The organism is Butyrivibrio sp. YAB3001, from assembly GCF_900112195.1.
Classification (GTDB): Bacteria; Bacillota; Clostridia; order Lachnospirales; family Lachnospiraceae; genus Butyrivibrio.
On record NZ_FOKR01000002.1, the window covers coordinates 255392 to 269374 of the forward strand.

Genomic DNA, 13983 nt, shown 5'->3' on the forward strand with positions numbered 1-13983 from the left:
AAACAGTTTTTTGGTCCGCAAAACCATAAAAAAATACTTTTTTATCTATGAAAAAATACTTTTTTATGCCTTTGCTCACTTATTACTTTTTTAAAAAAGGGAAGGATTTAAACCTTCCCTTTTAAAAAACATTTAAAATCACTCCAAAATAATTAGTGGATGTTATCAAATGTTGTAACCTTGATTGATGTTGAAGGCATTGCATCGATACCGTTGCTAACCTTAACAGTGCCGCTAAACATAGAGCTTACAAGAGCCTTGTAATCATCAACAGTGAAATTAGTCATTGACCATGTATCTGTAGGAAGCTGAACATAGTTAAGTGATGGGTCATCACCGGAAACAAGACCAAGATTCTGGAACTTTCCAGCATGATCTGACCACTTATCAGCAAATACATCTGCAAGTGTTGAATTAACAGTTGCAGCAAGACCCTTCATAGCAGATGTTACGCAAAGTCCCTTAACATTGTACTGTGATTCGATAACACCAGACTGGTCAACGTCTACACCAACAACCTTACCGTCTACTTTGCAAGCAGCTTCGCAAGCTGATGTGAAGATACCGCCACCGCAGGCAAATACTATTTCAGTACCATTTGAATACCATGTATCCATAGTAGCTGTAATAGCTTCATCACCATAGAACTGGCCGCCATATACATAGTTAACTTCAACGTCTGAAGAGATGCCCATTTCTGAAGCAGCAGCATCAGCACCCTGAACGAAACCATAACCATAACGGATAACAGCAGGAACAGCCATTCCACCTAAGAAACCAAGCTTCTTGTAGCCTTCCTTAACAACAGCATAGCCAGCCATATATCCTGCAAGCTCTTCCTGATATGTGAAGCAGCAAACATTTGAAGGAAGTGTATAGCCTTCGCTGAAGTCACCCTGTGAGCAGTCAAGAGCAATGATTGTAACATCAGGGTTAGCTTCTGCTACGTTCTCTACCATTGCTGCGAAAAGGTAACCAGGAACAACAATAACATTGTAACCATCAGCTACTGCATTATTAAATGCAGCAACACGTGCTTCATTTGAATCCTCAGTAGGTTTGTAATACTGGAACTCAGCCTTATTAGCTTCAGCAAAAGCCTTAGAAGCTTCATAAGTTGTCTGGTTGAATGACATATCTGTGATGTCACCAGAGTCAGTGATCATGGCAATCTTCTTCTCTGCAGTGCTTGTAGAACTACTTGATGAGCCACAGCCTACCAATGAAGAAAGTGCCATTGTTGCAGCTAAAACAACTGCAAAAATCTTCTTTTTCATAAAATCCCTCCATTTAATAAAAAAATCATGACACTAATTTATAATAAAACCATATTTCAGGCTTTATCCATATCAATAAGGCTCTTAATAGCTTCGATAGTAGTTTTATAAACTATATCCATATCGTGCGCCTGTGGGTTTGAAAGACCTTTTTTTGCACGTTCCTGATTGGCAACCACAAGCAAAACCGCGCCTGTTCTAACGCGAAGATAATCACCTACAATAAATAAAGTAGAAGATTCCATCTCAGAACATAAAGCTCCGCATTTGATCCATGCATCCCATTTATACAATAGTTCAGGTCCTACAGGCTTAGTCTCCGGTTCATGCTGACCAAAGAAAGAGTCCTTACACTGGACAACCCCAACATGATATTTGGCATTTGTTTTCTTGGCAGCCTGGACTAAAGAATTCACAACATCAAAGCTTGCAACCGCAGGATACTCAATCGGAGCATACTCCTTGGAAGTACCTTCCGCACGGATTGCACCATTTGCTATAACGATATCACCACCGATAACATCATCCTGCATACCACCGGAAGTTCCCATTCTAATAAAAGTGTCTGCACCGCACTTAACAAGCTCCTCAACTGCAATCGCTGTTGAAGCTCCGCCAATACCAGTAGACATAACACTTACCTTTTCTCCGTTTATTGTACCGGTATATGTATTGTATTCTCTGTTATAGGCTATAAATTCGGGATTATCAAACAGATGTGATATAGTTTCGCATCTTCCGGGATCCCCCGTAAGAATGACATATCTGCCTACATCACCTTTTTTTACATGAGTATGATACTGATATCCAGCACCCTCAGTATAATCGACCATATTTCACTCCATGAATTCAGAAATAAAATTTCAATTTATTTTGCAATATTCTAATTATAATTCATTTTGTTCAAAAAGTCATCAGTAATATTAATTACAATAGTCCGTCAATGACATGAATTACTATCTTTTTATTATCAATATCAATATTCTTTACGCAGTCCTTTATGGCAGGAATATAAACCTTCTCGCCGTTATCTTCTCTTACCATTTCATAAACATCATTTGCGCCTGTCTGAAGAATATCAGAAATTGTTCCAAGAATTTTTCCGTCTTCATCCTCTACACTAAGCCCGATAAGATCAGCGCAATAATATTCGCCCGGCTCAAGTTTTATTGCATCATTACGGTCAATAGTAAGCTCACAGCCGCGGAATTTCTCTACATCATTTATATTATTAAATTGTTTAAACTTAACAATAACAAATTTCTTAAAAAACCTTGCCCCCTGAACATCCAGTTCAATATTTTCACCTTTTTGAGTGTGCAACGTTACCTTTTTAAGTTTTTTAAAACGATTAGGATCCTCAGTTGTGGGAAACACATTGACTTCTCCCTGCAAACCATGTGTAGATGCAATAACACCAACCTGAAATCTATCTGTCATAATTTATTCTCCATAAAAACTCATTTATATTTTTCGTTAATCTCCATCTTACAATGTATGTATTCTTGAACGATATTACAAGAAACACGCATTTGCCGCGGCTTTTATGCAATAATAAAGTAATATTTCATAAAACTAATTATCTATATCATTTGCCAGATCTGTTTTTGCTTCAATATCTATAGAATCACCAATAGCAGAAGCTTTTTTTCTTCTACGTTTCTTTTTCTCAGGCTTAGGTGGATTTTCTATAAGCCATTTCTCATATAAATCCGGTCTTCTCTCTTTTGTACGTTCAATTGATTTTTCAAGACGCCATTCATCAACCTTTTTATGATCACCGGATAAAAGAATTGGAGGAACTTTTTTTCCCATCCATTCCTCAGGTCTTGAATACTGCGGATATTCAAGAAGATTATTATTAAAGCTCTCAGTCATCGCTGACTCATCATTATTTAGAACTCCGGGAACCAGTCTTGAAATAGCATCGATCATGACCATCGCCGGAAGTTCTCCACCGGTGAGAACATAGTCACCAATAGAAATATAATCAGTTACTATCTCTTCGAGCACTCTTTCATCAACACCTTCATAATGTCCGCAAAGAAAAACCAGATTTTCTTCTTTTGCAAGTTCACTGGCTTTATTCTGATTAAAAGTCTCTCCCTGAGGTGTAACATAGATCACACGTGGTTTCTTACCACTTCTTTCCAATACTTTCTTCTCTATTGATAAGTAGCAATCATAAATTGGCTGTGCCTGCATAAGCATTCCTGCACCGCCACCATATGTGTAATCATCAACTTTGTGATGCTTATCTGTTGAATAATCCCTAATATTTACTGCATCAAACGAAATATATCCCTTATCCTGAGCTCTGCCAGTAATACTGCTTGAAAGACTGCCCATTATCATTTCAGGGAAAAGAGTCATTATATAAAAATTCATAGTATTCAAATACCCGTCTTTTAAATATATTAGAAAAGTCGAATAAAGCAAAAAGCCTTATTCGACTTACTATACAAGCCATCAAAGATATGCTCAAACAATCTCAACATCGACTTTAAGATTTTCTCTTGTTGATGCTGCCTTAACAACAGCACGGATAGCCTTAGCTATACGTCCCTGCTTGCCAATAACTTTGCCCATGTCTGAAGGTGCAACATGAAGCTCAATCATAATATTACGCCCGTCATTTTTCTCGGAAACGACTACCTCATCCGGATTATCAACCAGCGCTTTTGCGATAACTTCCACCAATTCTTTCATTGAATAACCCCCGGCATATGTTAATTAGTCGCATATAATGCAACTATATAGAGACAATACCAAATTATTTAATGCCGGCCTGCTTAAGAAGCTTAGCAACTGATTCTGTAGGCTGTGCACCATTTGCAAGCCACTTCTTAGCAAGTTCTTCATCGATCTTTACAGTGCTAGGATCTGTGTTAGGATCATATGTACCGATCTCATCAATGAATTTACCCTGTACAGGAGCCTTTGAATCAGAAACGATAATTCTGTAGAAAGGAACCTTCTTCTTACCAATTCTCTTTAATCTCATCTTTACTGCCATTTTTAAAATCCTCCATAAAATAAATAGATAAAAAAGTTATAATTATATGTAAAAAACAGCTTATTATTAGCTGATTGACATATCAAAACGGAAATTTTCCGCCACCTGGGAAACCACCAAATCTACCAAAGCCACGCTTGCCTCCCATAAGTCCGGGCATCTGCTTCATCATTTTCTGCATCTGTTCAAACTGTTTGATAAATCTATTGACTTCAGCAATGTCATTACCTGAGCCTTTGGCAATTCTGAATTTTCTCTGCGGGCTCATAAGCTTTGGATTCTTACGTTCTTCAGGTGTCATAGAAAGAACAATTGCTTCAATTCTTGCAAGCTGCTTTTCATCAGGAAGCATATCATCACTGATTTTGCCCATTCCAGGAAGCATCGACAATATTGAAGAAAGGCCACCCATATTGCGCATCTGCTTCATACTCTCAAGATACATCTCAAAATCAATCTTGCCCTTTTTCATCTTCTGGGCCATTTCTCGATCTTTTTCAGCATCTCTTTCAGCATTTGCTTCCACAGCCTTATCAATAAGGCTAAGAACATCACCCATGCCTAGAATTCTGCTGGCCATTCTGTCCGGATAGAACTGCTCAAGGTCAGATAATTTCTCACCCATACCAACAAACAATATAGGTTTTCCGGTAACAGCCTTAGTGGAAAGCGCTGCACCACCTCTTGAATCACCGTCCATCTTGGAAAGGACGATTCCATCAACTCCAACCTTCTCATTGAACTCAGAAGCCACATTAACAGCTTCCTGACCAGTCATGGCATCAACGACAAGCAATGTCTGATGAACAGTAACAGCTCTCTTGATTTCTGCAAGTTCCTGCATCATGATGTCATCAATCTGAAGTCTTCCGGCTGTATCGAGGATAACAACATTATTGCCATCCTTTTGTGCCTTATCTATTGCAGACTTAGCTATATCGATAGGATCTGCATGAGTTCCTAATGTAAAGAAATCAACCTGTTGTCTCTCTGCATTTATTCTAAGCTGCTCGATAGCAGCAGGTCTGTATATATCACATCCTACAAGAAGTGGTTTTCTTCCCTTAAGCTTAAGCTTACCTGCTATCTTGGCTGCAGTAGTTGTTTTACCGGCACCCTGAAGACCACACATCATAAGAACTGTAACAGTGTTAATCGGCTGAAGCTGCAACTCAGTTGTTTCAGAACCCATAAGAGATATCATCTCTTCGTTAACTATCTTAACAACCATCTGCCCGGGATTAAGTCCATTAAGAACATCTTCTCCCACAGCTCTTTCCTGTATCGCTGAAATGAACTGCTTAACCACCTTGAAACTAACATCCGCCTCAAGCAGCGCCATCTTAACTTCTTTAAGTGCCACCTTGACATCTTCTTCAGTTAATCGGCCCTTGCCACGCAATCCTTTAAATACATTTTGAAGTTTATCTGTAAGACTTTCAAAAGCCATCTGCTAAATGAGCTCCTCTAAAATTTTGCCTGAAATTGTTTTAAGTTGAATCTGTAAATCTTCATAGCTAGGAATATCATCCGACTTAGACAGTTGTTCAAGCTGCTCTGCCTGAGCCTTAATAGCTTCAAAACGTCTTATCATGTGAAGCCTGTCTTCATAACTTTGAAGTGTATTGGTACATCTCTTGATAAGATCATGTACCCCCTGCTTACTTATGCCGTTCTCATCAGCAATTTCGGTAAGAGACATATCATTATATACAGCTGCTTCAAAAATATCTCTTTGATGTTTAGTTAGAAGCTCGCCATAAAAATCATACAACAAGCCTTGCTCTACGATTTCTCTCATAAATATCCTCTTTACCATTAAACACAATTGTTATAATATACAAAAACGATAAAGGTGTCAAGTATTTTTTCTTGACACCTTTAAGATTGATTTAAATGATCAATATTCAGTTATACAGATATCAAGATCAACATTGCCCTCAATGCCATCTACCGTACCGGTTGAACTAAACTGCCATACATCAAAATGGTATGGATAATAAAGTGGCGTTCCATAATAAGCAATCCATATTCCGTAATCATCCACATCTTTTGCATCCATAAGCAATGTAAATGACTTAACATTGCCATAGACCATCGGCTTATATCCCGCACTCCTTACCATATCACAAAAAACTCTGACAACATTCTCATAATCATCTGAGGTCATATTGTTAGTGCGCGCAGTATCCGAATCAGCGGATTCTATATCGATTACAACCGGATATTTGATACTGTACGGTTCAATATTATCAAGTACAATTTGGAGTTCTTCCTTGGCCTCTTCTTCATTCAAAGCCTGTGAGTAAAAATAAACGCCTACGTCAATCCCATTTTCGGTAGCTCCTTTAATGTTGTCACTAAAACAATCATCAACCAATAGAGTTCCTTCTTTGGTTCCGCGAAGACCAACTCTTATAAAAGCAAAATCAATGCCTGCATCGGCAACCTTTTTCCAATTGATTTTTCCTTGAAATCTGGAAACATCTATGCCCTTTTTCACATGCACATTAGTATCGTTTCCAACGTATTTAAGAAAACCGTCATCGCCAACCACAAAGTCTTCATCGCCAAACCCGTGATGCGCTATAGAATCAAGTATCGGAAAAAAGTAATATTTGCCGGAACTTGCAACCACCATCTGCTCTGGAAAAAGAGATCTGATAGTAGCTGTCGTCCCTTCACCAGCCTCCAACTTAGATTGTATCTTGCTTTTAATAGAATTTGTCGTTTCTATTTCTGCTTCTTTTTTTGCCTCTTCAACAAGTCTGTCAGCTTCTGTCAAAGTATAATAGCCTTCATTGTTTAAAGCTTCCAACTCCATTCTGACAGCTTCTTCTTCTCTTTTGAGTGATGCATTCTTAATAAGCAACATTATGCTAAAAGAAAGAGCAAGTAATGCTACAAGGCTTAAAAAAATAATTGAAATTATATTGTGAGTATTTCTGACACCAATTCTTTCTCTTGAATCCTGGGAAGTATTATTCATGTTTTTTACATTCTCTCGTCAAAATAACTTTTATAGCCTTCACCGAATATCTCACTGGCACTTGTTACGATCATAAATGCATTAGGATCTTCATCTCTGACAATATCCTCAGCCATTGGTGATAATCTCTTCTTGATCGCACACATGATAACTTTTTTCTTTTCACCGCTATATGCGCCCTGCGCAAAGACATGAGTTGCGCCGATGTCAAGTTCCTCAAGAAGTCTGGCAGTAATAATATCAGGATGATCAGAGATGATATATACAAGCTTAGCTCCATCTCTGCCATATAAAACAAGATCCAACACTGATGATGTTACCATAACTGAAATAAATGAATATAATGCAGCAGTTATATCATTAAATACAACACCTGCAATGATAAGAACAACCACATCAGTAAGGATATAAAGCATTCCAGTCTTGATATGCGGATATTTAAGTCTTAATAACTTAATTATAACATCTGTTCCACCACTGGTTGCATGGCTTTTGAAAACAAGTCCCATTGCAACAGCAGATAAAGCACTACCAATCGTAACTCCAAGAATAATATCTTTGATCATAAATGCCCCAAGGTAGTTGCTGAAAAAATCCGTTGACCACGATATTACAGATGTGGCATATATCGTGGAAATGGTAAATCGTATGCCAAATTTCCAGATAGCTATAATCAGAATAGGAATGTTCATAAACAAAAACCACATACCTGTTCCTATAGGAATAAGTCTGTTCATAACAATTGCAAGACCTGTTATTCCTCCGGGGGCAATATTATTTGGATCTATCAAAAGAGCTGTGGCAAGTCCGTACAAAGATGCTGCAAATGTTATTACAACATATTCCATAAGTCTCTTTTTTATATCATTCTTTTTCAAACTGCTCATATTAAATGTTTGTCCTTACAATTCTTGGTTTATAACCATTTTTATTGAGAGCATCCATAATCTGCTCTTTATGCTCGCTTCCAAACGCCTCAAGTGTAATTCTAAGTTCCACTGCTGCGCTTCTGTTTATGGAAACAAACTGATTATGCTCAAGCTTAATAACATTACCATTTTCTTCGGCAATAATTCCTGAAACTCTTGAAAGTTCACCCGGCTTATCAGGAAGAAGCACAGAAACTGTAAATATTCTGTCTCTCATAATAAGTCCCTGCTGAACAACAGAAGACATAGTAATGATATCCATATTACCGCCTGAAAGAACACAGGCTATTTTTTTATCCTTGCAATCAAGCTGCTTAAGGGCAGCCACTGAAAGAAGTCCTGAATTTTCTACTACCATCTTGTGATTTTCAACCATATCCAAAAATGATACTACAAGATCTTCGTCAGGAACGGTAATGATATCGTCGATATTTGCTGAAAGATATGGGAATATCTTTTCTCCCGGAGTCTTAACAGCTGTGCCGTCAGCAATTGTATTTACTGAAGGAAGTGTAACAACATGTCCAGCCTTAATTGATTCCTGCATGCAATTAGCGCCAGCAGGCTCAACACCTATTACTTTTATCTTGGGATTAAGGAGTTTAGCCAAAGTTGAAACGCCTGTTGCAAGACCACCTCCTCCGATTGGCACCAAAATATAATCTACTGTAGGAAGTTCTTTTATAATTTCCATTGCAATGGTGCCCTGTCCTGTAGCAACATCAAGATCATTAAACGGGTGAACCATAGTATATCCATGTTCATTTGCAAGCTCAACAGCCTTTTCGTAAGCTTCATCATAAACATTTCCATGAAGAACAACTTCTGCGCCAAGAGCCTTTGTTCTATTGACCTTGATAAGTGGTGTTGAAGTAGGCATAACAATAGTAGCCTTTACGCCATAACACTTTGCTGCATATGCTACACCCTGCGCATGGTTTCCGGCAGAAGCTGTAATGAGACCTTTTTTTCTCTCTTCTTCTGAAAGAGTAGTTATCTTATAATATGCGCCACGAACCTTGTAAGCACCTGTTCTTTGAAGGTTTTCAGGCTTCAAATAAACCTTATTTCCAGTCATATTGCTCCAATAATCACTGTAAATAAGTTTTGTCTCAAGTGTAACTTTCTTTACATCTTCATAAGCATTCTCGAATTTATCGAGAGTCATCTTCTCATCTTCCAACATCTGCTTCTCCTCCAGCTATATAATACTTTCTTTGCCTATTGTACACATAAAAGATTTAAACAGTAAATGTAAATACACTAAAACATAATACTTTCACAAAAATTTTTGCTTCAATCATGAAAACAACGCATCTACAAACTCATCTGAATTAAATCTCTCAAGATCATCAATCGCTTCGCCGACACCAATATACTTTACAGGAATATTAAGTTCAGAAACAATCGCTACCGCAATTCCCCCTTTTGCAGTGCCATCAAGTTTAGTCAGCACGATGCCTGTAAGATTAGCAGCCTCACCAAATTCTCTTGCCTGATTAAGCGCATTCTGACCTGTTGTTCCATCAAGAACGATAAAGTTCTCTCTGCATACACCTGCAAGCTCTTTATCAATGATTCTGTTCATCTTCGCAAGTTCTTCCATAAGATTTTTCTTATTGTGTAATCTTCCAGCAGTATCAACTATCAGAATATCTATATCTCTCGCCTTAAAAGCGCCAACTGCATCATAGATAACACTGGCAGGATCAGCGCCTTCTCTACCAGTAATAAGCGGTGTTCCGGCTCTATCTGCCCAGCCCTGAAGCTGTTCTGTAGCCGCAGCTCTGTAAGTATCAGCGGCTGCAATAAGCACCTTTTTACCCTTTCTTCTGAAATTGGCTGCAAGCTTTCCTACTGATGTAGTCTTGCCTACGCCATTAACTCCGATAACAAAAATAACTGTTTTCTTATCCTCGAAATCATAGGCATTTTCATTAGTTTTCATCTGCTCTCTGATATCTTCGATAAGTAATGCCTTGCACTCGGCTGGGTCTTTAATATGCTTTTCCTTAACCTGAGATCTGAGTTCATCCATGATCTTGCTTGTAGCATTTATTCCAATATCACCCATGATAAGCGTTTCTTCAAGTTCTTCATAAAAATCATCATCGATACTTGAAAAGCCGCTAAAAACATTGTCAATGCCCTTAGCGATATTGTCTCTGGTGCGGGTAAGTCCCTGCTGTAATTTTGAAAAAAATCCATTAGCCATTAATTCGTAAGCTCCTTATCAATGAGATTAACACTAACAAGCGTTGAAACGCCCTTCTCCTGCATGGTGATACCATATAATCTGTCAGCACTTTCCATTGTACCACGACGGTGAGTAATTACTATAAACTGTGTGCTCGAAAGTTTATGAAGATACTTTGCAAAACGAACAACGTTGTTTTCATCAAGCGCAGCCTCAATCTCATCCAAAAGACAGAATGGAGAAGGCTTAAGATTCTGAATTGCAAACAAAAGTGCTATAGCTGTAAGAGCCTTCTCTCCACCGGACATCTGCATCATATTTACAAGCTTTTTGCCAGGTGGCTGAGCATTTATTCGTATGCCTGCTTCAAGCACATCTTCTTCCTCATTGAGTTCCAACGAGCCCTTACCGCCGCCAAACATTTCCTTAAATACCTTGTCGAACTCAGTATTTATCTTCTGGAACTGTTCTATGAACTGCTTTCGCATTGACTCGTCCAGGTCTTTGATGATTCCCTTAAGCTGTTCCTCTGCAACAATAAGATCATCATGCTGCGTTTTCATAAATGTATATCTTTCCATGAGATTCTTATAATCCTCAATGGAATTAACATTAACATCACCAAGTTTTCTGATAGAATCCTTCAAAGATCCTATTTCTTTACGCATAGCAGGTACATCTGTCATTTCTTCGTCACGTAGATTTGCTGCATCTGTAAGCGTTATCTCATACTCATTCCACATATAATTGATCTGAGATTCGATTGCTTCCTGACACTTTTCCTTTCGTGATGACAGCCTGTTTACTTCTTTATCGAGACTGGACATCTGATTATTCAGTTCCTCAGTCTTTCCAAAAAAGTCTTTCTGTGCAAGAGACAGATTATTTTTCTGTTCCTTTTTCTCGTCAAGTTCCTTGGTAGTCTCATCCTGCACATTTGCAGAAGCTTCGATAGTAAGTCTGATTTCTTCAATATCCTTTTTGCTCTGTAAAAGAATTTCCTCGTTTTCTTTTAAAGAACGAACAATCTCATCATATGATTTTTGTTCTTCCTGTATTTCATCGGTCATTCTATCGATATTCTGCTGTTGAAATTCCTGCTTCTGAGCAACTTTTTCGTACTGAATATCCCATTTTGAAACCTTTTCATTTTCTTTTTCTTCAATTTCATGAAGACCTTCAAGTTCTTTCTGGAATTTTTCTACTTTTAAAGTACACTCTTTTTCAACATTTTCAGATTCCTGCAGGGATGCTGAAGCAGTTTCCTTTTCTTCTGCTATTTCTTTAAGTCTTGACTCAATCTCATCGTTTTCAGCCTTTAAATCTGAAAAACTGCCCTTTTGCTCTTCCTGACGTCTTTCTTCATTCTCAACATTAAGTCTCGCTGTATTCTGCGCAATAAACTTATCTTGAAGTTTGGATCTAAGTTCCTCTGCCAAAAGTCTGAGTTCATTTCTTTTTGTTCTGGCTTCTTCAATCTCTTTTTGAAGATCATCAATCTTTGCCTTGTACTTCTTGACATTATTCTCAAGGTCTTCCATTTCACGACGTCTTCCAAGAAGATTACTGTTATTTTTAAAGGCACCACCACTGATAGCTCCTCCTGGAACCAATAATTCACCCTCCAGAGTTACCATCCGCACCGTATAATTATATTTTTTGGCAATCTTAACTGCATTATCAATATTATCAACAGCTACGATTCTTCCAAGCATTGCCTTTGCAACACATTTATACCTTGGATCAGTGCTTACAAGTTCATCAGCCATTCCAAGGACGCCCACTTCATTAAGTGCTTCTTTTGCCTTTAATTCAGGCGGATTATCAAGTGAAGTAAGCGGCAAAAATGTTGCTCGACCTGCCTTGGTATCCTTAAGATACCGAATCATCTTCTTAGCAGTTTCCTCATCATCGGTTACGATGTTCTGAATATTGCCGCCAAGTGCTACTTCTATTGCTGTTTCATATTTAGGCTCAGTCTTTATAATATCCGCAACAACACCAATAATACCCTTGGTATCGTCTTTTCTTTCCATTACTTTCTTGACACTGCCACCGTAACCCTCGTATCTTTCAGTTAGATTTGCAAGTGCCTCAAGCTTGGATTTCTCCTGCTGATAAAGAGACTGAGTCTTTCGAAGTTCTGTATCCTTGAGACTCATTTGTTCGCGGATTGAAACAACTTCCTTCTCCGCATCTTTCTGCTTCTTATTCATTTCTGAAATCTCAGCAGTTATTGCATCAAATTCATCTCTGTACTGCTTAATTATTTCTTCCTGCCTGGATTCGTCAGAACGGGCTCGAACAAGTTTACCGGTAAGCTCTGCTTTTCTGATATTTACCTGTTCTCTCATTGTTTCAAGGGAACTAAGTTTTGACTTTATTGTTGCCCTTTTTCCAAGAATTTCAATGATAGTATTCTTACATTCTTCTACTTCATCATTTATAATAGAAATCTGAGTGACTATCTTTTCAAGCTCTTTCCTGGCTTCATCTCTGCTAGCCTTTAAGATTTCTGCTTCCTTATCAACCTCAGCTTTTTCATCAAGATACTGCTGCTTTTTTTCATTTTTTTCATCAATCTTGGCCTGCTCATCCTGCATTCTCTGCTTAAAATGAGCATCATTTGAAGAAGCTGCTTTTATTTTTTCATTGAGAATCCCTATCTGTCCTTCTAGTTTCTCACGTTTAACAGAGGAATCCGTTATCTTCGCTCTTGCTTCATCGATTTCCTGATCCAGAATTTCAAGCTGTTTCTGAATATTCTCATATTCTTCTCTGGTCTTTTCATAGTTAACCTTAGCTTCACCAAGGGCATTTACAGCAATCTCCAGATTTTTTTGTGTCTCTTCAAACTGCTGTTTCTGGTTTTTGTTTTCCAAGAGGAACATGTTCACATCCAAAGTCTTTAAACGCTCTCTGAATTTAAGATATTCCTTTGCAACAGCAGATTGCTTTTCCAGCGGTCCTATCTGTTTTTCAAGCTCGGACAAGATATCACTTAATCTTGTAAGATTTATTTTTTCTTCTTCAAGTTTTTTTATCGCTGTTTCTTTACGGGATTTGAATTTAACAATGCCGGCAGCCTCATCAAAAAGATTTCTTCTATCCTCAGGCTTACTGGACAAAATCTGATCTATCTGGCCCTGTCCGATAATAGAGTATCCCTCTTTACCGATACCGGTATCCATAAAAAGTTCATTCACATCTTTTAGACGACAAGAAGAGCCATTGATCATGTACTCACTTTCTCCGGAACGATAGAGTCGTCTGGAAACAGTTACCTCGTCATAATCAATAGCTAATGAATGATCTGAATTATCTAGTGTAATAGCAACAAATGCATAACCAAGCGGTTTACGAAGCTCCGTACCGGAAAAAATAACATCCTGCATAGAACCGCCACGAAGCTGTTTTATTCTCTGTTCACCCAGAACCCATCTTACGGCATCGGCAACATTACTCTTACCCGAACCATTTGGTCCGACAATGCCGGTGATTCCATTGTGAAAATCGAATTTTATTTTATTGGCAAAAGACTTAAAGCCATGAATTTCGATACTTTTTAAATACAT

Annotated in this window: 13 protein-coding genes; all 13 read right to left on the reverse strand. The window is 38.1% G+C overall.

Translation table 11 applies throughout. The annotated features are described in order from the left end of the window. Positions 1–152: 152 nt before the first annotated feature. The 13 genes from BM086_RS01145 to smc all read right to left on the reverse strand — a co-directional run bounded on the left by BM086_RS01145 (position 153) and on the right by smc (position 13983). Positions 153–1277, reverse strand: a complete 1125-nt coding sequence (locus BM086_RS01145) for a BMP family lipoprotein (protein WP_092322157.1) — start codon at positions 1275–1277, stop codon at positions 153–155. 56 nt (positions 1278–1333) lie between these two features. Further along, on the reverse strand, positions 1334–2110 hold the full coding sequence (gene udp, locus BM086_RS01150; protein ID WP_092322159.1) for a uridine phosphorylase: 777 nt from the start codon (positions 2108–2110) through the stop codon (positions 1334–1336). A gap of 94 nt (positions 2111–2204) precedes the next feature. After that, positions 2205–2717, reverse strand: coding sequence for a ribosome maturation factor RimM (gene rimM, locus BM086_RS01155; RefSeq protein WP_092322162.1), 513 nt, complete (start codon positions 2715–2717; stop codon positions 2205–2207). A gap of 135 nt (positions 2718–2852) precedes the next feature. Next, on the reverse strand, positions 2853–3665 hold the full coding sequence (trmD, locus tag BM086_RS01160; protein ID WP_092322165.1) for a tRNA (guanosine(37)-N1)-methyltransferase TrmD: 813 nt from the start codon (positions 3663–3665) through the stop codon (positions 2853–2855). Between the two features lie 93 nt (positions 3666–3758). Further along, a complete protein-coding gene (locus tag BM086_RS01165) occupies positions 3759–3986 on the reverse strand; it encodes a KH domain-containing protein (protein ID WP_092322168.1) in 228 nt (75 codons plus the stop codon). Between the two features lie 64 nt (positions 3987–4050). Then, complete coding sequence (gene rpsP, locus BM086_RS01170; protein ID WP_092322171.1) at positions 4051–4293, reverse strand: 30S ribosomal protein S16; 243 nt, start codon at positions 4291–4293, stop codon at positions 4051–4053. A gap of 82 nt (positions 4294–4375) precedes the next feature. Continuing rightward, a complete protein-coding gene (ffh, locus tag BM086_RS01175) occupies positions 4376–5743 on the reverse strand; it encodes a signal recognition particle protein (protein ID WP_092322174.1) in 1368 nt (455 codons plus the stop codon). A gap of 3 nt (positions 5744–5746) precedes the next feature. Next, entirely contained in the window at positions 5747–6094 is a 348-nt protein-coding gene (gene ylxM / locus BM086_RS01180) for a YlxM family DNA-binding protein (RefSeq protein WP_092322176.1), read from the reverse strand. Between the two features lie 99 nt (positions 6095–6193). After that, entirely contained in the window at positions 6194–7282 is a 1089-nt protein-coding gene (locus BM086_RS01185; protein ID WP_092322179.1) for a glycoside hydrolase family 25 protein, read from the reverse strand. 5 nt (positions 7283–7287) lie between these two features. Continuing rightward, entirely contained in the window at positions 7288–8169 is an 882-nt protein-coding gene (locus BM086_RS01190) for a YitT family protein (RefSeq protein WP_092322182.1), read from the reverse strand. Between the two features lies 1 nt (position 8170). Continuing rightward, positions 8171–9397, reverse strand: a complete 1227-nt coding sequence (gene ilvA / locus BM086_RS01195; RefSeq protein WP_092322185.1) for a threonine ammonia-lyase — start codon at positions 9395–9397, stop codon at positions 8171–8173. Between the two features lie 114 nt (positions 9398–9511). After that, the gene (gene ftsY / locus BM086_RS01200) at positions 9512–10426 is read right to left on the reverse strand and encodes a signal recognition particle-docking protein FtsY (protein WP_092322188.1); all 915 of its coding nucleotides are present in this window, start codon (positions 10424–10426) and stop codon (positions 9512–9514) included. After that, positions 10426–13983: a chromosome segregation protein SMC gene (gene smc / locus BM086_RS01205; RefSeq protein WP_092322191.1), complete on the reverse strand. Its 3558-nt coding sequence runs from the start codon at positions 13981–13983 to the stop codon at positions 10426–10428. Before smc ends, ftsY begins: the two co-directional genes overlap by 1 nt.

Excerpts from the sequence above, each read along its gene's own strand:
- rpsP (WP_092322171.1), bottom strand. The coding sequence starts at position 4,293 with ATGGCAGTAAAGATGAGATTAAAGAGAATTGGTAAGAAGAAGGTTCCT.
- ftsY (WP_092322188.1), bottom strand. The coding sequence starts at position 10,426 with ATGGCTAATGGATTTTTTTCAAAATTACAGCAGGGACTTACCCGCACC.
- BM086_RS01190 (WP_092322182.1), bottom strand. The coding sequence starts at position 8,169 with ATGAGCAGTTTGAAAAAGAATGATATAAAAAAGAGACTTATGGAATAT.
- rimM (WP_092322162.1), bottom strand. The coding sequence starts at position 2,717 with ATGACAGATAGATTTCAGGTTGGTGTTATTGCATCTACACATGGTTTG.
- ffh (WP_092322174.1), bottom strand. The coding sequence starts at position 5,743 with ATGGCTTTTGAAAGTCTTACAGATAAACTTCAAAATGTATTTAAAGGA.
- smc (WP_092322191.1), bottom strand. The coding sequence starts at position 13,983 with ATGTATTTAAAAAGTATCGAAATTCATGGCTTTAAGTCTTTTGCCAAT.
- udp (WP_092322159.1), bottom strand. The coding sequence starts at position 2,110 with ATGGTCGATTATACTGAGGGTGCTGGATATCAGTATCATACTCATGTA.
- BM086_RS01165 (WP_092322168.1), bottom strand. The coding sequence starts at position 3,986 with ATGAAAGAATTGGTGGAAGTTATCGCAAAAGCGCTGGTTGATAATCCG.
- BM086_RS01185 (WP_092322179.1), bottom strand. The coding sequence starts at position 7,282 with ATGAATAATACTTCCCAGGATTCAAGAGAAAGAATTGGTGTCAGAAAT.
- ylxM (WP_092322176.1), bottom strand. The coding sequence starts at position 6,094 with ATGAGAGAAATCGTAGAGCAAGGCTTGTTGTATGATTTTTATGGCGAG.
- ilvA (WP_092322185.1), bottom strand. The coding sequence starts at position 9,397 with ATGTTGGAAGATGAGAAGATGACTCTCGATAAATTCGAGAATGCTTAT.
- trmD (WP_092322165.1), bottom strand. The coding sequence starts at position 3,665 with ATGAATTTTTATATAATGACTCTTTTCCCTGAAATGATAATGGGCAGT.
- BM086_RS01145 (WP_092322157.1), bottom strand. The coding sequence starts at position 1,277 with ATGAAAAAGAAGATTTTTGCAGTTGTTTTAGCTGCAACAATGGCACTT.